Origin of the sequence: uncultured Sphingomonas sp. (assembly GCF_913774285.1) — a bacterium.
GTDB lineage: Bacteria > Pseudomonadota > Alphaproteobacteria > Sphingomonadales > Sphingomonadaceae > Sphingomonas.
In genome coordinates, this window is the sequence record NZ_CAJYHX010000025.1 from 209,957 (window position 1) to 229,808 (window position 19,852).

Below are 19,852 nucleotides of genomic sequence, written 5' to 3' on the forward strand. Positions count from 1 at the left end.
CCTTGCGAAGAAGCCGGTGTCACAGCAGCTTGTCCAGGGTTATCGGCAGGTCCCGAACGCGCCTGCCGGTCGCGTTGTAGATCGCGTTCGCTACCGCGGCCGCCACGCCGGTGATACCGATTTCGCCCACCCCATGCGCGCCCATCGGGGTGTGGGGATCGGGAATGTCGGTCCAGATCACGTCGATTTCCGGCACGTCGAGATGCACCGGCACATGATATTCCGCCAGGCTGGGATTCATGATGCGGCCCTTGCGTTCGTCGAACTGGGTTTCCTCCATCAACGCCATGCCGAGCCCCATGATGATGCCGCCGCGGAACTGGCTGGCCGCGGTCTTCGGATTGAGGATGCGGCCGCAGTCGAACGAGCCCAGGAAGCGCCGCACCCGGGTCTCGCCCGTGACGGCGTTGACGGCGACCTCGCAGAACAGCGCGCTGTGCGAATGCATCGACCAATGCATCGTCTCCAGCGGCATCGATCCCGCCTTGGTGACGGTGATGCCATCCCGCTGCGCTCGTTCGAGAATGGAGGCATAGCGCTCTCGGCGGCTGGGATCGGCCAGCGCGGCAAGGCCGCCATCGTCGCAACCGACTTCCTGCGCCGACAGACCGGCAAGCGGCGAGTCGTTGCCGGCCAGCTTGAGCAGTTCGCCGACCAGTTCGCCGTGCGCCGCAATCACCGCCGCGCCGATCGCCGCGGTCTGCTGCGAGCCGCCCGCCATGATCGCGCCGGGAATAGCGGAATCGCCGTACACGACTTCGACCTGCTCGATGGCGAGGCCGAGCCGCTCGGCCGCCACCAGCGCGGTGGTAGTGGCCGTGCCCATGCCCATCTCGGCGGCGGCGACCTCCACCTTGGCGCGCACCGCCTCGCCGTCGCGCGACAAGGTAATCCGGGCCTCGGCGCCCGGCATCCGGTAATAGGGATAGGTGCCGGTCGCGCAGCCCAGGCCGATGCGCCACTCGCCTTCCCGGCGCGTGCCGACCGCCGGACGATCGGCCCATCCGAAGCGTTCGGCGCCGCTGCGCCATGCCTCGGCGATGTGGCGCGAGGAGAAGGGTCGGCCGTTGACGGGGTCCTTCTCCGGCTCGTTGCGCAGGCGCAGTTCGACAGGGTCGATGCCCAGCTGCTCGGCAAGCTCGTCGATCGCCGATTCGAGCGCGAAGGTGCCCACTGCCTCGCCCGGCGCGCGCATGAAGGTGTTGGCGAGCGTGTGCATCCGCGTGACCTCCACCTTGAGCAGGATATTGGGCGACGCATAGGCGGCCTGGCTGCCGAGGATGAACGGCTCGGGCATGTTGTTGTGCGGCGTCATCACCGACAGGCCGGTGTGGATCAGTGCCTCCAGCGTTCCGTCGGCACGTGCGCCGAGGGCCACGCGCTGCTCGGTCAGCGACCGTCCGCCGACCACGCGGTACACACCCTCGCGGGAAAGTGCGATGCGGACCGGCCGGCCGGAAAGCCGCGCCGCCGCAGCACCAATGATCTGGTGGTGCCACAGCCCCTTGCTGCCGAAGCCGCCGCCGACATAGGGCGAGGTGAGCCGGACCTGCTCGGTCTCCAGCCCGAACACGTCGGCCAGCGTCTGCGCCTGCTGGCTTACCATCTGGCTGGCATCGTGGATGGTCAGCGTGTCGCCGTTCCACGCCATCGTCGCCGCGTGGGGCTCGATCGGATTATGGTTGTGCCGCGGCGTGCGATAGACCTGGTCAACCTTGTGCAGCGCCGCCGCGAAGGCCGCTTCCGCGTCCCCGACTTCGTTCAGCAGCGGATGGCCCATGAAGACCGCCTGCTCGATCCCCTTGGCCTTGGCGTCGGCAAGCGCGGTGGTCGCTGCCTCGGTCTCGTAGGTGACCTGCAGCAAGGTGACGGCGTGATCGGCCTGCTCCTGCGTTTCGGCGAGCACGCCGGCGATCGGCTGCCCGTTCCAATGCACGCGATCATCCTGCAGCACCGGCAGGTCCGCGGGGCCGACACCCGTAGGCGACGAGCCAAAGGCGGGCGGCGGCGCCATGCGCGGTGCATTTCGATGCGTCATCACCAGTACCACGCCCGGCGCCGCCTCCGCCGCAGCGCTGTCGATCGCGGCGATGCGGCCGCGCGCGATGGTGGCGTAGACAAGCGCGGCATAGACCATGTTCTCGAAACGATGCTCGGCCGCGAAACCGGCGGTCCCCGTCACCTTGAGCGCGCCGTCCAGGCGCGACACCGGCTTGCCGATCGCGCCGTGCTTGCGGGCGATCAGCGGATCGGGCACCCCGCCGGGCATCCAGCTGTCGGGCGCAAGCGGCACCAGCCGCTCCATCGCGCTTTGCACCAGGCCCTGCGCGGCCTGCTTGGCATTCTCGACGATGCTCACGTCGTCTCTCCCGATGCAAGCGCCTGCAACACCGCCGCGAGGGTGCGCCCGGCCAGCGCCGGCTTGAACGCGTTGTCGCGGAGCGGCCTGGCCTCTTCGAACTCCAGCGCAGCCGCATCCAGAAAGGTCTGATGCGTTGCCGGCGCCCCGCGGAGTGCCGCTTCCGCCTTCGTGGCGCGCCAAGGCTTGTGAGCGACGCCACCGAACGCGATCCGCACGTCAGCGATGCGATCCCCGTCACGCCTGAGCGCCGCCGCGACGGAGATCAGCGCAAAGGCATAGCTCGCCCGGTCGCGTACCTTCCGGTAGGTCGACGTGCCCCCGAAATCGAGCGGCGGCAGTTCGACGGCCTGGATCAGTTCGCCCTGCGTGAGGGTTGTATCCCGGTCGGGTGCGTCGCCGGGGAGACGATGCAGATCACCGAACGCAATGCTGCGCGGTCCCGCAGGCCCTGTCACGTGCACGATGGCGTCCAGCGCGGCCAGGGCCACACACATGTCCGACGGGTGCGTGGCCACGCATGCTTCGGAAGCGCCCAGCACCGCATGGATCCGGTTGAACCCCTCGCGTGCGTCGCAGCCCGATCCGGGCAGTCGCTTGTTACAGCGGGATCCATCGCTGTCGTAGAAATAGGTGCAGCGGGTCCGCTGCAGCAGATTGCCGCCCATGGTCGCCATGTTGCGGATCTGCGCCGATGCGCCGGCCAGGATCGCCCGCGCCAGCATCGGATAGCGTGTCCGCACCGCGCGATGCTCGGCAAGCGCCGTGTTGCGAACCGCCGCCCCGATCATCAGGCCGCCAGCGTCTGTTTCCTCGATCGTCGCGGGAAGCGCGCTCACATCCACCAGTCTTTCGGGACGCGCAACCGTTTCGCGCAGCAGGTCCACCAAGTTGGTACCGCCGCCGAGAAAGGCGGTGCCGGCGTCGGCACCCAAGCGCACGGCTTCGGACGCGTCGGTTGCCCGCAGATAGGTGAAGGGCGTCATGCCGGCACCTCCGCCGCGAGCGTCGCGCGGATCGCATCGATGATCCCGTTATGCGCGCCGCAGCGGCACAGATTGCCGCTCATGCGCTCCTGGATCTCCTCGCGAGACAGCGTCACCTCGGCAGCGAGGTCGGCCGACACATGGCTGGGGACGCCCCGCGCCGCCTCCGCCGCCATGCCCATCGCCGAACAGATCTGCCCCGGCGTGCAATAGCCGCACTGGAACCCGTCATGCTCGATGAAAGCGACCTGCAGCGGGTGAAGCGCGTCCGCGCCTGCCAGTCCCTCGATCGTGGTAACCTCGCGGCCGTCCACCTGCACCGCCAGCGTGAGGCAGGCGAGAACGCGCTCGCCATCCACCAGCACCGTGCAAGCGCCGCATGCGCCCTGGTTGCAACCTTTCTTGGTGCCGGTGAGGTGCAGTTCCTCTCGCAGCAGGTCGAGTAATGACGTGCGAGGATCGGCGGGTGCCGATACCCTCGCTCCGTTCACGATGAGCGACATCCCGATCCTCCGGTGGAAAGCCCTTACAAAGCGGAACGACAAGCGCGACGATTGGTGCCGTGACGATGTTCCCCAGCCGGTCGCTTGCCCCCTGACGATCTCAGGCCGATCGAGCGGCAGCTTCTGGCAGAAGCTGTCGTTGGAAGCGCAATTGGCGAACGACGCGTCTTGGTCGGGATCACACACCAACGGCGCGCATCTTGCGCGAATAATACCATTGGCGGGACCTCGGCGCTTGCCCCGTTTCAGCACGTCGAGAAACTCGTGCGGGGTTACCGCCGCGATCGGCCGTCGGGCGATGCCTGCTAAAAGTCCCGGAGATCAACGCGCCTTATTGAGGGTAGCCGCCGACGTCCCCTATCGCTCCATCTCTTTGATATAGTCATTGGCGACAACCTTGAAGGTGGTCTTAGCTGCCACTTCCGATTGGACACGCTGCCGCCGCCTCTCCTCGACCGAATCGATCCGTTGTCGAGCTGGGCCTTCGCCCCGTTCCGCCTGCCGAGGCTGTTATAGCGATGCGTGGGGGGGGGGGAAGCTGCCGAGCGACAGCTTCCGCTGGATCCCGCAGCATTGATAGCGGTATCGCCGGGGCAGGGCGTCAAAGGGCTGAACGAGGCAGTAGAGCCCGTCCGAGTCGGAAACGTTGAAGGGCCTGGCTGCCGGCTACAGCGCTGGAATCTGGACCACGGCAAGCATGGGGCCACGGCTCCTGAAGCGTTCGTGGCCCCATGATCGTGGCCTCTTTTGAGTGGGCCACAGCGGAACATAATGAGAAAATATGGGACCACGTTAGGCCCATTTTATCGCAGTTTTCCGCGGTTTTCTAGCGATGTTCTCTAGATGTACTGGTGCGCTTACAGGACTCACATCGGACGCTGTAACCCGCAGAAAAGCGTGGGCTCTGGCAGGACTAGCAATCCGTGGCCCCTTCGTGGCCCACCAAAAAACCTGGTCCGAAACCCGGACACGAACCCTCGCCCCTTGAACCCCTTTGGTACTTTTTGGACGTGATTCGCGGCACGCTTTTCGGGCGATCAGGGTCAATTATTCAGCGCCGGTCATACATGTTCCGGCATAGCGATTTCTAAGCGGCGCCGGTCGCCTGATCGCATCGCATGCCGGGCGAAGTGGATCAGCGCTTGCCGCATCCCTCGAGGATCGGGGTCATCGCCCTGACATGCGCATCGATGCGCTCAAGGACGTTCAACGGAACAACCTCACGCTCCGGCAACTTCCACCAGTGCGCATGGACGCAAGCCACCGTCTCCACCACGGCTTCGAGAACCGCCGGTTCGGGGAGGCGCGCGCGATTTGCGAAGACCTTCCAGCGATCTGCCGTCAACGCCTTGAACGAACGTTCGCCACCGAGCGACAGCGCCAGAGTGTCCGCTGGAATATAAGGGACGGTCGACAGCACGTCGTAGATTGGCGCCAGCGCGGGAAGGTTGCCGTCTCCGGGATAGATGAGCGACCAGTTCTTAAGATGCATATCGCCATTGCCGGTGATCACGGCCAGGACCAGCCGGCGGACGAATTCGAGCGCGGCCGGCGGAGAGATCGCTACACCTAAGGCCGCGGCGATATCGTGATAGGCCGCGGCATCGTATTTCCGCGACGGATAGGCACCGAACACCTGGGCGAAATCCTCGATGTGGATCCTTTCGCCCGATGGCGCACGGTCGAAGCGCCGGATCAGCAGGACCTTGCCCTCGGCCATGGTATCGAAGTCTTCCGGGATCCCGTCGAAATCCGATTTGTCGACCAGTTCGCGCGCTGGCACGTCCATGCCGATGGCTGCCGCCAACGCCAGGTTGGCGAACTCGTTTTCGGAGACGCCCGGAAATGCGGTCGACGGGAACTTGGCAATATACTGGCCCTGCCCATCTTCGAGCGGGATGGTCAGGCCGCCTCCCTTGCCGGTGTTCTTCATCACCGACAGCTTCATCTGCACGCCGGCAAGCGAAAAGCGCGCCTTGGGCTTGTTCTCTACGGCCTCCGGACGTGCGACGTTGGAGCCTTCGCTGGGGATTACCCGAACCGCGCCCGGGAGGTCGGTGCCGAGGGCCGCCAGAAGGTCGAAATCATTGCCCGGGCGGACAGCCCCGGCATGATGCCTTTCCATCGCATCCCGCAGTTTGTCCTCGGGAAGCAGATTCGCGAAGAAGGCAGGCAGCGCACCGGCCAAGGGCTTCGGATCCTTCCGCAGCCCCCCTGCCGCCGCGCGGAAAGACAGGCTGAGGACCGGGAATCCGCCGGTAGCCCGATAGGCGGGATCAAAACTAAACGCGTTAAAGTCGCCCGACGTCCGGACGATTACACCAACCTTCATCGCGTTCAGAAAGACGTCCAGCGACTGGGTGGTCTGCGGAACCTGCGTCACCTTCAATCCTCCTGGGGAACGAAAGCAGGCAGGTCGTCGTCGTGCTGAGGCTGCAGCAATGCGCGGACAGCGGGTACCATCGCCTGTGGCACCAGCATCACCTCAAGCCCAAGAGCACGCGCAACATTCATCAGCGTCGTAGCTCGGGCAGCGGCAACCCCAGTTTCGATATCCCGATAGCGAGGCCGCGAGATGCCAGCCAAATCGGCGACCTGTTCCTGCGTCAGTCCGGCAGTCCGCCTGACTTCACGCAATCGCTGCCCCATTTCCTGCAGGAATGTTGATGACGCTTCCACAATGATCCTAAAACATATCATGCTTGCGCTCAATGATACGTATAGAGATCATAATTGATCCTTCGCGTCAACTGAGTTTGTCCGTTTAGGTACCAAAAATTCGTCAAAAGATATGGAAACATATCACCGCGTCGAAAGACTCCGCGCTGGCCCGCGCGAAGACATAGAAGGTGCTGTAAGGGAAGCACTCCAGCCCGTCGCGCGTGTCATCGGCCTGCTCCCCGCACCCTTGCAAAACTACGGTCGCTATCGAGGAAGGACGCGAGCATGGCCGGGATCAAATCGGTCACCGCCTCCTTCTGCCCATAAGTTTCGGCATATAGCGCAGCATAGTCCCGCAGCCGCTGGTGCAGGTCGGGCGTGATGAGGATCGCCAGCTTGACGGGCTTTCGATCCGGCAGCTTTGCGAGTTTCAGGTCAGGCATGTCGGCCTCCTATTCGCGCCAGGGCGCGAGGATCAGGTCCTTGTGGACCACGAGCAGCACATTCGTGCCGGGGCGAACTGTCAGCGTCGGCTGGATGTTGAGATTACGCGAGGTGAGTTGGTCGCCCGCACGCGCGACATTCTGCTGCGTTGACTGCCGGATCGCCCGGACAAGATCGCTGTCACCGGAAATCGTCAGCTCCGAGCCCACGCCGAGCAGGGTCGACAGCGCGACCCCCTTGAGCAGCGTCCAGGTGTGGAAGTCCACCTTGTCCTGCAGGCCGGAATAGCCCGAGGCGTCGGTCGCCGGCACGTTGTCGATCCGGAGCGAGCTGCCGTCCGGCAGCAGGATGCGCTGCCAAATGACCAGCGCACGCTTCTGCCCGAAGGCTATTACGGAATCATAGCTGCCAACCAGCCGCGCGCCTTGCGGGATGAGCAGAATGCGCCCGGTGGGACTATCGAACACGTTCGCCGTCACCTGTGCCGTCACCAAACCCGGCAGATCGGACCGGAGACCGGACATCAGACTCGCCGGGATCACACTGCCGGCCGACAGGAGATACGGCGACGGCGCGGCTTGCAGCCTGTGCGGATTGGTGTCCGCCGACGGATCGAGCGTGGCAATGAACTGGGCCTTGCGGCTCTGCGCATTGGGATCGCGCTCCGGATCGAGTGCCGGCGTTGGCCCTTCCGTGGTCACGGGTGTCGGCGGAGCAGCGATCTCCGCTGACACCGGCGCCGATGGCCTGCTCTGGTTCTGCACCAGCAGTCCCGATGCGCGTGCTGCTTTCAGCTCGGCAAGCTGCCGCTCGCGTTCCTGGGTCGCGGCCTGCGCCACCGCCCGCTCTGCCCCACTACCGCTATCTACTTCCCCCTCGGCCGCCATGCGGCGCTGGCGCTCAAGGATTGGGCGCCCCAGGTCGCCCGGTAGCGGCGGCCCGAGCTTTGGAACATCACCATAACTTGCGGGCAGGCGGTTCAAGGTATCGGGCGGCGGCTGTCTGCTTGGTTGCGACAGCTCCTTCCGCTCGGCTGCCGCCAGTCGCAGGCGCGATCCCAAAGCACTCCATGCCACGGCGACAAGGGCGACCGAACCAAGTGCCGCGATAGCGATGATCACGCCGCGCCGGAACCGGATGGCGCGCGGAGGCTTGACCCGGATGGACAGCGACTCCGGGTCGAGCTTCGGAGGTGGCGGGACGGCATCCTCGCTCATGAGCGCTTGCCTTTCGGCGCCGCGACCTCGGCGACCCGATCGATGCGGACGACCTGCTGCTTGCCGGTGCCGAGCCGCAATTCGGCCCGGTCGAAGATCCGATCGACGACATAGAAGCGACCGCGCATCCGGTAGTTGACCAGCTCGGCCTCCCCCGTAGCCCCGATCACGAACAGCGGCGGTGCCTCGCCGACCGCGATGCTCGCCGGGAACTCGACGAAGGTCTGTCGCCCGTCGTCGAAGGCGCGGAGCGGGCGCCAGGCCGGGCTGTCGCCAGTCACCGTATAGTTGAAGTGCAGGCTGTCGACCGACAGGCTCGCAGCGATCGGGGCTGTCGCCGCCACCTGGGCTTCCTTCTGCCGGAGCGCGATCAGCTGGTCGGCAGGATAGGTCCAGGACAGGGCGGCCATTGCGGTCCGGGACGTTGCCGTAAGCTGGAGATGGTAGCTGCGGCGATCGGTGGTGATCACGAGGTTGGTGGCAAGGCCGCTCGCAGAGGGCTTCACGAGGATATGCGTGCGCTTGTCGGTTCCGCTTCCGCTGGTGGTGTCGCCGATGACCCAGCGTACCGTATCGCCTGCCGCGACAGCGACGAGGTTCTCGCCAGACTGCAAGGCAAGGTCGGTCACGGCACCCGGCGCCGTATAGACCTGATAGATCATGCCCTCGCTGAAGGGATAGACCTGCACCGCGTTGACGAAGCCCTGGGCCTGCGGCTGCTGGGTAGCTGCGCGATTGGCTGCAGCGACGCGCGCGGCGCCGGGGCTCACGGACTTCCGCAGATGCTTGCTGGCCGGCGGCTTGGCAGGCGAGGACGCTGTGGCGGACGGCGCAGGGATCGGTTTGACCGGAGGCGGCGGCGCATGCTCCGCCGAGGCGGATACCATGGCGAGGGAAGCCGCCGATAGGGCGAGCAAGCGCTTCATGATTGGACATCCGTGCTGGGCTGCGCCGGGGCAGCGGGATCGACTGGGAAACTGGTCGGCGCTGAGACGGGAGCGGACGGCGGGAGCATCGGCGTGGCTGCCGGCTTCGGGGCGGCCGGCGCGTCCAGTTCCCGGCTCCAGTCGATCGCATCGACATAGACACCGAGCGGATTGCGGCGGAGCGTGTCGGCATCCTTGGGCGGGGTGATCGCGACGGTCAGGATAGCCGTCCAGCGTGACGTGCCGGCCTTGGCGCCGCGTTCAAACGCGGTCTCGGCCCATTTGACCTGGAACGAGCGATCGGATGCCCGCACCACGCTGGTGACCTGCACCGTTACCGTCTTCTCGCCGATCGCCCCGAACGGATCGGCCGCGCGGGCATAGTCGCCGAGGAATTGTGCGCCGCGCTTGGTGGCGAAGTCATAGGCGTCCAGCCAGTTCCGACGCACCAGCACCGGATCGAGTGAGCGGCCACGGACATTGGCGATGAAGCGGGACAGGTGCCAGGCGATCTGCGGGTCGGTCGGGCGGTACCCGGCCTCGGCCTCGGTGACGGCACGCGCCTCTCCCAGCCGATCGACTTCGACGACATAGGGCGTCACCCGGCTCTGCGCCGACTGCCAGGCGAGCGCACCCGAAAGACCGGTGGCGAGCGCAAGGCATCCGAACGCCATCAGCCGCCAGTTCCGCGCCTGCACGCGGGCCGAGCCGATCCGCTCGTCCCAGAGCTGCCCGGCGCGCTGGTACGGCGTCTCGGGCTCGGGGGTTCGTCCATAGCGCTGGACGGCGCGTCGGAAGACCATCGGCTAGTCCCTTTCCTTGATGTCTGGGGTTGCGGAAGCGCCGCCGCGATCGCCCTGCTGAAGAGCGTGCAAGGCGACCTGGCGGTGATGACGGGTGGTCTGCTGGCGCTGCATGGCGTGGGCCCATGCGGGCACGGCTTCTTCGGCGGCGGACTGCGAGCCGGTATCGCCGCCCGTGCGATTGAGCGCGTTCCAGGCTGCCTGGCGGCCGCGTGAGGCCGCCTCGCCCAGGCCAAGCGCGCTGGAGGCCCGCGCGCGTGCGGCATTGCCGGCGGCGCGAGCCACCCCGCCCAGCCCCGCCGACATGGTCGGCGCTGCTGCCGTCTCCTTGCCCAGCGTGTATGCCGTGGAAGCAGCCGATCCCATCGCGGTACCTGCGCGGACGGCCCCCAGCGCGGCACCGCCCAACATGCGGGCACCGCCGACGGCAGCACCGCCGGCAAGCATTGCCATGCCGGCCGCGCCGACCGTGGTGCCAAGCGCCGCGCCCGCGCCGAGCTGCGGCGCACCGGACACGAGGCCCGAAGCGATTCCGGGTCCGAAGATGCCCAGCCCGAAGAGCGTCAGGCTGGCGAGCATCAGGCTCATCGCCTGGCCGATATCGGGCTCCTGCCCCTGCAGCGCGCTGGTGAACTCGCTGAAGAAATTGGCGCCGATGCCGACGATGACGGCGAGCACCATCACCTTGATGCCCGACGAGACGACATTGCCGAGCACCCGCTCGGCGAGGAAGCTGGTGCGGTTCCAAAGCGCGAAGGGCACGAGGAGGAAGCCGGCGAGCGAGGTCAGCTTGAACTCGACGATCGTGACGAACATCTGCACGGCGAGCAGGAAGAAGGTCAGGATCACGACCGCCCAGGCGAACAGCAGCACCGCGATCGTCAGGAAGTTGTCGAAGAAGGTCGTGAAGCCCATCAGCTGCGACACCTGGTCGAGCAACGGCCATGCGGCGGCGAAGCCCGTGCCGGCGAGACGACCGGGCTTGAGCAGATCCTCGGCGGACAGCGTGCCCCCGCCGGCGGTCAGCCCGGCCTGCGCGAACGAGCGGAAGATGATGTCGGCAAGCGTCGAGAAGCTGTTCAGGATGAACGCGAACGCGCCGATGTAGAGGATCTTGCGCAGGAAGCGGCCGATGACATTGTCCTCGCCGCCCATCGCCCAGAACAGGCCAGCCAGCGTGATGTCGATGCCGATCAGGGTCGCGGTAAGGAAGCGGATATCCCCGCCCAGCAGACCGAACCCGCTGTCGATGTAGCGGGTGAAGGCAGCCAGGAAGCGATCGATGACGTTGAGGTCGTTCACGGTGGCGATGTCCTGCGCTGGAGGAGTGCCGCGAGACGGGACCGGGGGTGAGAGCCCCGCCCCGCGGCGGACGACGGCGGGAGGCAAGACCGCCGCCGCCCTGGCCGGCGGCGCTACCTGGGGGTGTAGGCCGAGCCGGAGCCGAGGAACCTGCGGGTTGCCGCGCGCGCGTCGATCTCGGCCTGGGCGCGGCGCGCATGCTCGATCGCCTCGGCGCGGTACTGCGCGGCCATCATGTTCTGGATCTGGAACTGCTGCTTGGCGGCGAGCGCGAGCAGCTGGTTGGTCGCCTGCTGCGCCTGGAGCGCACCCTCCGCGCCCTGGCTCTTGGCAACGATCCCGCTCAGCGCCTGGGCATCGGCCGTGACATTCTCGGTCACCTGCGCCTGGACGGTCATCGTCTGCTGATAGGCCGACATGGCGGTATCGAGGCGGGCACGCGCGGCGACGACCTGCTCGTTGGTCCGGAGCGCCGCCGAGAAGCTCTGCGGGAAGAGCTGGCGGAACTGCTGGTCGAGCCCGGACACGCGGAACTGGATGGCTTGCGCCTGCCCCATCAGCCGGTCGACCTGCTGCAGCGTCTGGGTGAGCGCCTGGAGCTCGGGGAAGTCGATCCGGGTCAGGTTCTTGGCCTGGTTGATCAGCATCGTCGCTTCGTTCTGGAGCGACTGGATCTGGTTTTTGATCTGTTGGAGGGTGCGCGCGGCAGTGAGGAGGTTCTGGCTGTAGTTGCTGGGATCGAACACGGTGAACTGCGCGCGGGCCGGCGTGCAGGTCAGCGCCATGGCGAGCGATCCGGCCGTGCCGACGCCCAGGGCGCTCGCGACCAGATATTTGCGGGTGCGGATACGCATCACATCACTCCTTGTCTTGAGGGTCGGGGAAGGTAGCGAGGAGCTCGGCGGCCCAGTCGAGGCCGCGATCGGCGAGGAAGTGCGCGGCGAAGTCGGCGTGCCCGCCCTCGGCGAGCATCGCGTCGATGCGGGCCTGTGTCGCAGCATCGGAGGCGCCGCACAGGGCCAGCGCGATCGGGCCCAGCCCCAGCTCGAACAGGCTGTTGCCGCGCGCGGACTGCAGGTAATAGTGGCGCTTCGGCGTCGCGCGGCTGACCAGCTCGATCTGCCGCTGGTTGAGCCCGAACCGCACATAGGCCTCGCGGCTCTGCGGCTCGAGCGCTCGGTCGTTGGGCAGCAGGATGCGCTGCGGACAGCTTTCGAGGATGGCGGGCGCGATGCTGCTCGACGCAATGTCGGCAAGGCTCTGGGTCGCGAACAGCACGGCGACATTCTTCTTGCGTAGCACCTTCAGCCATTCGCGGATGCGTGCGGCGAACAGGGGATGGTCGAGGAAGATCCAGGCCTCGTCGAGGATCAGCAACGTCGGCCGACCGTCGAAGCGCTCCTCCAGGCGGTGGAACAGGTAGGTCAGCACCGGCGCGATCACGCCGGCCTGCCCCATCAGCGCCTCGGTCTCGAAACACTGGACATCGGCGAAAGCGAACTGCTGCTCGGCTGCGTCCAGCAGCCGGCCATAGGCACCTTCGAGCGTATAGGCGCTAAGCGCGGTGCGCAGCGCGTTCGACTGGAGCAGCAGCACCAGCCCGGTCAGGGTACGCTCTTCCACCGGCGCCGAGGCAAGGCTGCCGAGCGCCGACCAGACCGCGTCCTTGACCTCGGGCGTGACCAGCACCTTCTCGTGCGCGAGCAGCGCCGCGATCCATTCGGCGGCCCAGCTCCGCTCGGCGGCATCCTCGATCCCGCGGAGCGGCTGGAAGGCCAGCGTGTGCCCCGCATCGGCGCCCATCCCCAGCGCATGGTGGGCGCCACCCATCGCCAGCACGGCGGCGCGGGCCGAGAAGCCCTTGTCGAAGATATAGACCTGCGCGTCGGCGTAGCGGCGGAACTGCAGGGCGATCAGCGCCAGCAGCACCGACTTGCCGGCACCGGTAGGTCCGACCACCAGCATGTGACCGACATCGCCGACATGGGTCGACAGCCGGAACGGCGTTGATCCGGCGGTGCTGGCGTGGAGCAGCGGCGGACCGTCCAGATGCGCATTGCGGCTCGGCCCCGCCCAGACCGACGACAGCGGCATCAGATGGGCAAGGTTCAGCGTATGAACGAGCGGCTGGCGGACATTGGCGTAGACCTGCCCCGGCAGCGACGAGAGCCAGGCCTCGACGGCGTTGACGCCCTCGCGGATGCAGGTGAAGCCGAGCCCGCCCACGATCCGCTCGACCTGCCGGACCTTGTCCTCGACTTGTGCGCGATCACTGTCCATCACCGTGATCGTGGTGGTCAGGTAGCCAAAGGCGACATGGTCGCCGCCCAGCACCTGCAGCGCCAGATCGGCATCCACCAGCTTGTTGTCGGCATCGCTGTCGAGCAGCTGCGATGGCTGGTTGTACATCACCTCCCGCAGAAGCGCGGTGACCGACTTGCGCTTGTTGAACCACTGCCGACGGATTTTGGTCAGCGCCTTGGTGGCGTCGCCCTTGTCCAAGGCGAGGAAGCGCGTGACCCAGCGATAGGCGAAGTCCTGGTGGTTGAGGGCATCAAGGATGCCCGGCCGGCTCATGCTCGGGAAACCAAGGATGGTCAGGGTACGGAGATGATGGTCGCCCAATCGCGGCTCCAGCCCGCCGGTCAGCGGCGTATCGGCGAGCAACGCGTCTAGGTAGATCGGCGTGTCCGGCACCGCGACCGCCTTTTGCCGCGTCGAGATCGTGCCGTGCAGGAAGGTCAGTGTCTCGCTGTCATCGAGCGCATGAACCTCGGGCATGAAGCTCGCGAACAGGTCGAGCGCACGGTCGGTCTCGGCGATGAAGTGCGCCAGCGCCCCGCGCCAGTCCCGCCCCGCCCCGGCGTCGGGCCGCTCGACCAGCGACCGTCCGGCGGCCTCGGCGCTGTCAGGCGCCGGAAGCCAGACGAGGGTCAGGTGGTAGCGGCTTTCGAAATTGGCGCCTTCCCCCATGAATGCCGCGCGGCGCTCCTGGTCGACCAGCCAGGATGCGGCGTCGGGGAAATCGCTGTCGGGATAGGCGGCGGCCTCGCGCCGCTCGGCATTGAAGAACAGGGCCCAGCGGCTGCCGAACCGCTTGAGCACATTGTTGGCGCGCGCGCAGGCCGAGATCAGCTCGGCCTCGGTGGCGGACTCGAGATCGGGTCCGCGGAAGCGGAAGGTACGCTGGAAGCTGCCATCCTTGTTGAGGACGACGCCGGGCGCGACCAGCGCCGCCCAGGGAAGATGATCGGCCAGCCTATCCGCGCGGCGGCAATATTCGGCGAGGTTCAGCACGCGAAATATCCCTTCTGCCGAAGGTGGCGAAGCAGGACGGGCGCGAAGTCCGGGTCTCGCCGCGCCGCGAACACGGCGATGCTGTGCCCGACCGCCCAGAGCGCTAGCCCCGCCAGCCACTGCTGAAGCCCAAGGCCGACCGCCGCCGCGACCGTCCCATTGACGATCGCGATCCCGCGCGGGGCCCCGGCGAGCAGGATCGGCGAGCCCAGGCTCGCATGGATCGGCGCCTCGAAGCCCGGCAGGTGCTGGCCGGTGCCGCTCATGCGACCAGCGCTCCCCCGCCAAAGCTGAAGAAGCTAAGGAAGAAGCTCGAGGCGGCAAACGCGATCGACAGCCCGAACACGATCTGGATAAGCCGCCGGAAGCCGCCGCTGCTCTCGCCGAACGCCAGCGACAGGCCGGTCGTGATGATGACGATGACGGCAACGATCTTGGCGACCGGCCCCTGGACAGACTCGAGCACCTGCTGGAGCGGTTCCTCCCACGGCATCCCCGACCCCGCGGCATGGGCCGAGGTGGCAAATGCGATGCCGATGGCGGCAAGCTCGACGAGGCGCGCGCGGCGTGCAGGGATCCTGGCTAATTGCATGATCAATCTCCTTCGGGGCTGGGGGGCAAGAGAAGGTCGGCGAGCGCGTAGCTGCCGGTGTCCGGGTCGAGCCCGGCAACGCGGGCGACCTGCGAGACGCGGCGGTCGAGACCGCAGCCGGATACGAACACGATGACGTCGATCGCCTCGGCGATGAGTTGGCGCGGCACGGTGATCACCGCCTCCTGCACCAGGCCTTCGATGCGGGTGAGCGCGGACAGCGCGCTGTTGGCGTGGACCGTGGCGATGCCGCCGGGATGACCGGTGTTCCACGCTTTGAGCATGTCGAGCGCCTCGGGCCCACGGACCTCGCCGACGATGATGCGATCGGGGCGCAGCCGGAGGGTCGAGCGGACCAGGTCTGCCATGGTCACGACGCCGGACCGTGTGCGCAGCGCGACCGTATCGGCTGCCGGGCTCTGCAGCTCGCGCGTGTCTTCGATCAGGAGAATGCGCTCGTCGAGGCACGCCATTTCGGCTAGCAGCGCATTGGCGAGCGTGGTCTTGCCTGAACTGGTCCCGCCGGCGATCAGGATGTTGTGGCGGAGGAGGACGCAGGCTTTCAGTCGGTCGGCAGCCAGCCGGCTCATGACGCCATCGGCAACATAGTCGTCGAGCCGATAGAGGCGCTCGGCCGGCTTGCGGATCGAGAAGCATGGCGCGGTCGACACCGGCGGCAACACGCCCTCGAACCGCTCCCCTGCCCGCCCTTCCTCGTGGGCCGGAAGCTCGGCCGACACGATGGGAGCATCGCCGTGCACCTCGGCGCGCGCATGCGCGGCGACAAGCCGGATGATCCGTTCGACCTGCGCGGCCTCCATGCGTAGCCCCGTGTCGGAACGCCCCTCCCCCAACCGGTCCAGCCGGAGCGCGCCGTCGGGGTTGACCATGATCTCGGTGACGCGCGGATCGGCGAGCGCTGCGGCGATCGCCGGGCCCATGGCCGTACGCAGCATTGCGCGCCGCCTATCGCCGGAGACGCCGGCGGTCACTGGCCGGGCTCCGAGCCGCCGATCGTCCTGCGCCCAGCGGCGACCTGCCGGCCGACCTGGGTGACGAACGCCTCGAACCGCTTCGCCCCCATGGCACGCCCCGCCTGGTCGCTCTCGGCAAGAGGCGCGTGGATGGCGAGTTCGTAGCGGACGAACAGTGCCAGGGTCTCGAGCAGGACATGCTCGTTCCGCTCGATCCTGCCGATGGCTGTCGTCATCCGGTCCAGCCGCAGGCCGAAGCGCTCCTCCAGTTCCGAGACGCCGCGCCGATTGAGCCAGGCAGTCACGGCATCCGCCAGGATCGCCGACTTCGACGCACCCGGCTTTGCGGCGAGCGCCTCCAGCCGATCGCTGAGCGGCTTTGGCAGGAAGAGCTGATGGCGGACCTTCTCGACCATGGTCACAGCTCCACCTGCAGGTCGCCGGCCCGATGCCCGCCGGCACCATCCGCACCTGCGTCCATCGCGAAGACGGCGCGCGCGATGCCGGAGGCGCCGGCCCGGTCCATGGCACGCTGGTCGGCGGCAGGATCGTCCTCGTCCTGGCCGAGCCCCAATACCTCGGTTGGCGTGGGTTCGGCGGCCGGCTTGGCTGGAAGCTCCTGCCCGGGATGACGCGCCTGCTCGAGCCCGCCATCCTCATTCTCGCGCTGCTCTGGCGCACCTTCTGCGAGGCGCGTATCCGTCTCACGGACGACGCCGGCCCAGTCATTTGCCCGCGGCGCAGGCCGATCGGCATAATCGCCAGCACCGAGCACGGGCGGCGGCAGGATGCGGGCCTTGAAGACGGCGTCCTTATAGTAGCGCAGCTTGGTGGCGCGGATCGGCGGCGTGCCCGCCACCAGCACAAGCTCGTCCGTTGGCGGCAGCTGCATGACCTCGCCGGGCGTCAGCAGCGCCCGCGCCGTCTCCTGCCGGCTGACCATGACATGGGCGAGCCAGGGTGCCAGCCGATGCCCGGCATAGTTGCGCATCGCGCGTTGCTCGGTGGAGGTGCCGAGGGCATCAGAAATGCGCTTTGCCGTCCGATCGTCGTTGGTCGCGAAGGCGATGCGGACATGGCAATTGTCGAGGATGGCATTGTGCTCGCCATATGCCTTTTCGATCTGGTTGAGGCTCTGGGCGATCAGGAAGGCGCGGACGCCGTAGCCGGCGAGGAACGCCAGGCTGGTCTCGAAAAAGTCGAGGCGCCCCAACGCCGGGAACTCGTCGAGCATCATCAGCAGCTTGTGGCGGCTACCGGTCTTGGCGCCCTTCTCGGCTTCCAGATGCTCGGTTAGGCGTCGACCGATCTGGTTGAGGACGAGACGGATCAGCGGCTTAGTGCGGCTAATGTCCGAGGGCGGCACCACCAGGTAGAGCGACACCGGCGCCTCGGCTTCGACCAGGTCGGCGATGCGCCAGTCGCAGCGCGAAGTGACGGCCGCGACCGTCGGATCGCGGTAGAGTCCGAGAAATGACATGGCGGTCGACAGCACGCCGGAGCGTTCGTTCTCGGACTTGTTCAGCACCTCGCGTGCCGCCGATGCGACCACCGGATGGACGGCGGGCGCTTCAGGCGTGCCGAGATGATTGGTGGTCATCATCCGGTCCAGCGTGTCGGTGAACTTGCGCTGCGGATCGGAAAGGAAGGACGCGACGCGGGCCAGCGTCTTCTCCTGCTCGGCGTAGAGGACATGAAGGATCGCGCCGACCAGCAGCGAATGACTGGTCTTCTCCCAATGATTCCGGCGCTCCAGCGCTCCTTCGGGATCGACCAGGATGTCGGCGATGTTCTGGACGTCGCGCACCTCATCCTTGCCGCGACGGACCTCGAGCAGCGGATTGTACCGCGCCGATCGCGCATCCGTCGGATTGAACAGGAGGCAATGTGAGAAACGCTGGCGCCAGCCAGCTGTCAGCTGCCAGTTCTCGCCCTTGATGTCGTGGACGACCGCCGAGCCGGTCCAGCCAAGAAGCGAGGGTATGACGAGGCCCACGCCCTTGCCGCTCCGGGTCGGCGCGAACGCCATGACATGCTCGGGGCCGTCATGGCGTAGGTACTGCCGGCCCACGCGGCCGAGAAACACACCGGCCTCCGTGACAAGCCCAGCGGCGCGAATGTCTTGAAAGCTCGCCCAGCGGGCGGAGCCGTAAGTCGTGACATGGCGCCGCTGACGGGCACGCCAGAGGGATCCGAAGATTGCTGCCCCGCATCCGATCAGGCCACTCGTCGCCGCGATTGCGCCAGCTTCTTCGAAGATTGTCGGGGCGTAGGCCTCGAACGAGAACCACCAGCCGAACAATGCCCATGGCCGATAGAACGGACGCCCGAAGGCGACAAACCAGGGTCTGCCCAGCTCGGGCTGATACGCCAGTTCTGCGGCTACCCACTGCGTCGCAAACCATACGCCCGCCAGTACGATGACGAGCACGATCAGGATCTGTCCAATGAGCAGTTTGGTGGGAGTCATGCGGGCCTCCGCCTGCCAGTTCAGCCTGTGCGGGTTCAGCCGCTACATTCCGCCTTTCCGGTCTGGCGCATCAGTAGCCTTCTGGTGCCGTTCGCTACTGCTCCGGTGCAATTCGCGGCGCAGCGTCCGATGAATGAGCGTTGTTTTCCGGGCCAAGCAGCTACAACAGGATCGCTCCGACCGGCTGCGCTCCGGAAGAATGCTTCTGCTGATGCCCGCCTACCTTCCATCGTTGAGCATTCGAGCGGATGTCCGGCTCTATAGCGCGCGCTCCGAAGGCAGAGGCCACAGGTTCGAATCCTGTCGGGTGCGCCAGTTTTCAATGGCTTAGCTGGCTCAGCAGCAAACTTGTCAAATATACGTCAAATATGCACGTGCGGACGCACGTGGCCGAAGGCGCACGTTGGACCTATCCTCCCGCCAGAATCTTGGTCCGCTCCGTGATCTTGAAGATTAAGCCCGATTCTGCCGCCTTCCGGCGAAGAAGCGCGAGGGCGTACTGCCCAACGCCTTCTGGAACATGGTGATGAACGCGTTGACGGACTCATAGCCCAGATCCGCAGCCACGCCTTGCACGGATGCCCCTCCTGCCAGCTCCCGAAGCGCGATGATCAGATGCAGCTGTTGGCGCCAGCGACCGAAGGTGAGACCGGTTTCGCGGATCATAAGCCGTGACAATGACCGTTCGCCCAACGCCATGCGCTTCGCCCATTCCGCCTGTGTAGCGCGGTCCGACGGGTTGGACATTAGTGCATCGGCAATGGCCCGGATTTTCGGGTTGGTCGAAACCGGCAGGTTGAACCGTTCGTGCGGCATCTCGGCCAATTCATCGAGCAGCACGCGCGCCAGCCGTGCGGCATGGCCGTCCGGCGGATAGCTGGCGCCTTCCTCGGTCAGTCGATCGATCATCGCGCGGATCATCGGGGATATCGACAACGCGCAGCAATGGTCCGGCAGGCTTGCCCCCCCCGGCTCGACGAACAGATAGCTCAGCCGCGCGTTGAGCGTGGCGCGGGCACTGTGGGGCGTGCCCCCCGGAATCCAGACTCCGCAGTTCGGCGGTACGATCCAGAGCTGGTCGTCCGCGGTGCAAGTGACCGCACCATGCAGCGCCAGGATCATCTGCCCCTTACGGTGCACATGCGCGGGCACCTCTGCGGCATAGTCCGCAAAATCGAGATTGCGGGCAATCGCAGGCCGGTCGACCGCGTCAGGATCGAAGGCGGCGATGGCGGGTTGCGGGGACAGCATGCGATTGACCGAATTCAGGGACTGATTGTCAGGATACCGAATTTATAACTATCTAAGAATCATTATC

18 protein-coding genes are annotated in these 19,852 nt (G+C 66.5%); all 18 read right to left on the reverse strand.

Going from position 1 to position 19,852, the window contains the following annotated elements; all coding sequences use genetic code 11:
* Nucleotides 1–19: 19 nt before the first annotated feature.
* Nucleotides 20–2,359, reverse strand: coding sequence for a xanthine dehydrogenase family protein molybdopterin-binding subunit (locus tag QZ670_RS12855; protein WP_294256007.1), 2,340 nt, complete (start codon nt 2,357–2,359; stop codon nt 20–22).
* A complete protein-coding gene (locus QZ670_RS12860; RefSeq protein WP_294256008.1) occupies nt 2,356–3,345 on the reverse strand; it encodes a xanthine dehydrogenase family protein subunit M in 990 nt (329 codons plus the stop codon). Before QZ670_RS12860 ends, QZ670_RS12855 begins: the two co-directional genes overlap by 4 nt.
* On the reverse strand, nt 3,342–3,848 hold the full coding sequence (locus QZ670_RS12865) for a 2Fe-2S iron-sulfur cluster-binding protein (RefSeq protein ID WP_294256009.1): 507 nt from the start codon (nt 3,846–3,848) through the stop codon (nt 3,342–3,344). The genes QZ670_RS12860 and QZ670_RS12865 overlap by 4 nt, the downstream gene beginning before the upstream one ends.
* Before the next feature lie 1,135 nt (nt 3,849–4,983).
* Nucleotides 4,984–6,231, reverse strand: coding sequence for a HipA domain-containing protein (locus QZ670_RS12870; RefSeq protein WP_294256010.1), 1,248 nt, complete (start codon nt 6,229–6,231; stop codon nt 4,984–4,986).
* A 2-nt stretch (nt 6,232–6,233) separates the two neighbouring features.
* On the reverse strand, nt 6,234–6,560 hold the full coding sequence (locus QZ670_RS12875; protein WP_294256011.1) for a helix-turn-helix transcriptional regulator: 327 nt from the start codon (nt 6,558–6,560) through the stop codon (nt 6,234–6,236).
* Nucleotides 6,561–6,733: 173 nt separating this feature from the next.
* The gene (locus QZ670_RS12880; RefSeq protein WP_294256013.1) at nt 6,734–6,952 is read right to left on the reverse strand and encodes a DUF2274 domain-containing protein; all 219 of its coding nucleotides are present in this window, start codon (nt 6,950–6,952) and stop codon (nt 6,734–6,736) included.
* Between the two features lie 9 nt (nt 6,953–6,961).
* The gene (locus QZ670_RS12885) at nt 6,962–8,170 is read right to left on the reverse strand and encodes a TrbI/VirB10 family protein (protein ID WP_294256014.1); all 1,209 of its coding nucleotides are present in this window, start codon (nt 8,168–8,170) and stop codon (nt 6,962–6,964) included.
* Nucleotides 8,167–9,096 (reverse strand): P-type conjugative transfer protein TrbG, encoded by a 930-nt coding sequence (gene trbG / locus QZ670_RS12890; protein WP_294256015.1) that lies wholly within the window; start codon nt 9,094–9,096, stop codon nt 8,167–8,169. The genes QZ670_RS12885 and trbG overlap by 4 nt, the downstream gene beginning before the upstream one ends.
* Complete coding sequence (gene trbF, locus QZ670_RS12895) at nt 9,093–9,899, reverse strand: conjugal transfer protein TrbF (protein ID WP_294256017.1); 807 nt, start codon at nt 9,897–9,899, stop codon at nt 9,093–9,095. The genes trbG and trbF overlap by 4 nt, the downstream gene beginning before the upstream one ends.
* A gap of 3 nt (nt 9,900–9,902) precedes the next feature.
* Nucleotides 9,903–11,201 (reverse strand): P-type conjugative transfer protein TrbL, encoded by a 1,299-nt coding sequence (gene trbL, locus QZ670_RS12900; protein WP_294256019.1) that lies wholly within the window; start codon nt 11,199–11,201, stop codon nt 9,903–9,905.
* Nucleotides 11,202–11,314: 113 nt separating this feature from the next.
* Nucleotides 11,315–12,055 carry a P-type conjugative transfer protein TrbJ gene (gene trbJ / locus QZ670_RS12905; RefSeq protein WP_294256020.1) on the reverse strand — a complete coding sequence of 247 codons (741 nt, stop codon included), beginning with the start codon at nt 12,053–12,055 and terminating at the stop codon, nt 11,315–11,317.
* A 4-nt stretch (nt 12,056–12,059) separates the two neighbouring features.
* Nucleotides 12,060–14,498, reverse strand: coding sequence for a conjugal transfer protein TrbE (gene trbE / locus QZ670_RS12910; RefSeq protein WP_294256022.1), 2,439 nt, complete (start codon nt 14,496–14,498; stop codon nt 12,060–12,062).
* Nucleotides 14,492–14,764 (reverse strand): VirB3 family type IV secretion system protein, encoded by a 273-nt coding sequence (locus tag QZ670_RS12915; RefSeq protein WP_294256024.1) that lies wholly within the window; start codon nt 14,762–14,764, stop codon nt 14,492–14,494. Before QZ670_RS12915 ends, trbE begins: the two co-directional genes overlap by 7 nt.
* Nucleotides 14,761–15,090 carry a TrbC/VirB2 family protein gene (locus tag QZ670_RS12920; RefSeq protein ID WP_294256025.1) on the reverse strand — a complete coding sequence of 110 codons (330 nt, stop codon included), beginning with the start codon at nt 15,088–15,090 and terminating at the stop codon, nt 14,761–14,763. Before QZ670_RS12920 ends, QZ670_RS12915 begins: the two co-directional genes overlap by 4 nt.
* Before the next feature lie 2 nt (nt 15,091–15,092).
* Nucleotides 15,093–16,046 carry a P-type conjugative transfer ATPase TrbB gene (gene trbB / locus QZ670_RS12925; protein ID WP_294256027.1) on the reverse strand — a complete coding sequence of 318 codons (954 nt, stop codon included), beginning with the start codon at nt 16,044–16,046 and terminating at the stop codon, nt 15,093–15,095.
* A 32-nt stretch (nt 16,047–16,078) separates the two neighbouring features.
* Nucleotides 16,079–16,480 carry a CopG family transcriptional regulator gene (locus tag QZ670_RS12930; protein ID WP_294256030.1) on the reverse strand — a complete coding sequence of 134 codons (402 nt, stop codon included), beginning with the start codon at nt 16,478–16,480 and terminating at the stop codon, nt 16,079–16,081.
* Nucleotides 16,481–16,482: 2 nt separating this feature from the next.
* Nucleotides 16,483–18,534 (reverse strand): conjugal transfer protein TraG, encoded by a 2,052-nt coding sequence (locus QZ670_RS12935; protein WP_294256032.1) that lies wholly within the window; start codon nt 18,532–18,534, stop codon nt 16,483–16,485.
* A gap of 453 nt (nt 18,535–18,987) precedes the next feature.
* Entirely contained in the window at nt 18,988–19,785 is a 798-nt protein-coding gene (locus QZ670_RS12940; protein ID WP_294256034.1) for a helix-turn-helix transcriptional regulator, read from the reverse strand.
* Nucleotides 19,786–19,852: the final 67 nt, after the last annotated feature.

Coding starts and splice junctions, on each gene's coding strand:
- QZ670_RS12885 (WP_294256014.1), bottom strand. CDS start 8,170: ATGAGCGAGGATGCCGTCCCGCCACCTCCGAAGCTCGACCCGGAGTCG.
- QZ670_RS12935 (WP_294256032.1), bottom strand. CDS start 18,534: ATGACTCCCACCAAACTGCTCATTGGACAGATCCTGATCGTGCTCGTC.
- trbG (WP_294256015.1), bottom strand. CDS start 9,096: ATGAAGCGCTTGCTCGCCCTATCGGCGGCTTCCCTCGCCATGGTATCC.
- trbJ (WP_294256020.1), bottom strand. CDS start 12,055: ATGCGTATCCGCACCCGCAAATATCTGGTCGCGAGCGCCCTGGGCGTC.
- QZ670_RS12915 (WP_294256024.1), bottom strand. CDS start 14,764: ATGAGCGGCACCGGCCAGCACCTGCCGGGCTTCGAGGCGCCGATCCAT.
- QZ670_RS12860 (WP_294256008.1), bottom strand. CDS start 3,345: ATGACGCCCTTCACCTATCTGCGGGCAACCGACGCGTCCGAAGCCGTG.
- trbF (WP_294256017.1), bottom strand. CDS start 9,899: ATGGTCTTCCGACGCGCCGTCCAGCGCTATGGACGAACCCCCGAGCCC.
- QZ670_RS12880 (WP_294256013.1), bottom strand. CDS start 6,952: ATGCCTGACCTGAAACTCGCAAAGCTGCCGGATCGAAAGCCCGTCAAG.
- QZ670_RS12865 (WP_294256009.1), bottom strand. CDS start 3,848: ATGTCGCTCATCGTGAACGGAGCGAGGGTATCGGCACCCGCCGATCCT.
- QZ670_RS12940 (WP_294256034.1), bottom strand. CDS start 19,785: ATGCTGTCCCCGCAACCCGCCATCGCCGCCTTCGATCCTGACGCGGTC.
- QZ670_RS12930 (WP_294256030.1), bottom strand. CDS start 16,480: ATGGTCGAGAAGGTCCGCCATCAGCTCTTCCTGCCAAAGCCGCTCAGC.
- trbB (WP_294256027.1), bottom strand. CDS start 16,046: ATGCTGCGTACGGCCATGGGCCCGGCGATCGCCGCAGCGCTCGCCGAT.
- QZ670_RS12920 (WP_294256025.1), bottom strand. CDS start 15,090: ATGCAATTAGCCAGGATCCCTGCACGCCGCGCGCGCCTCGTCGAGCTT.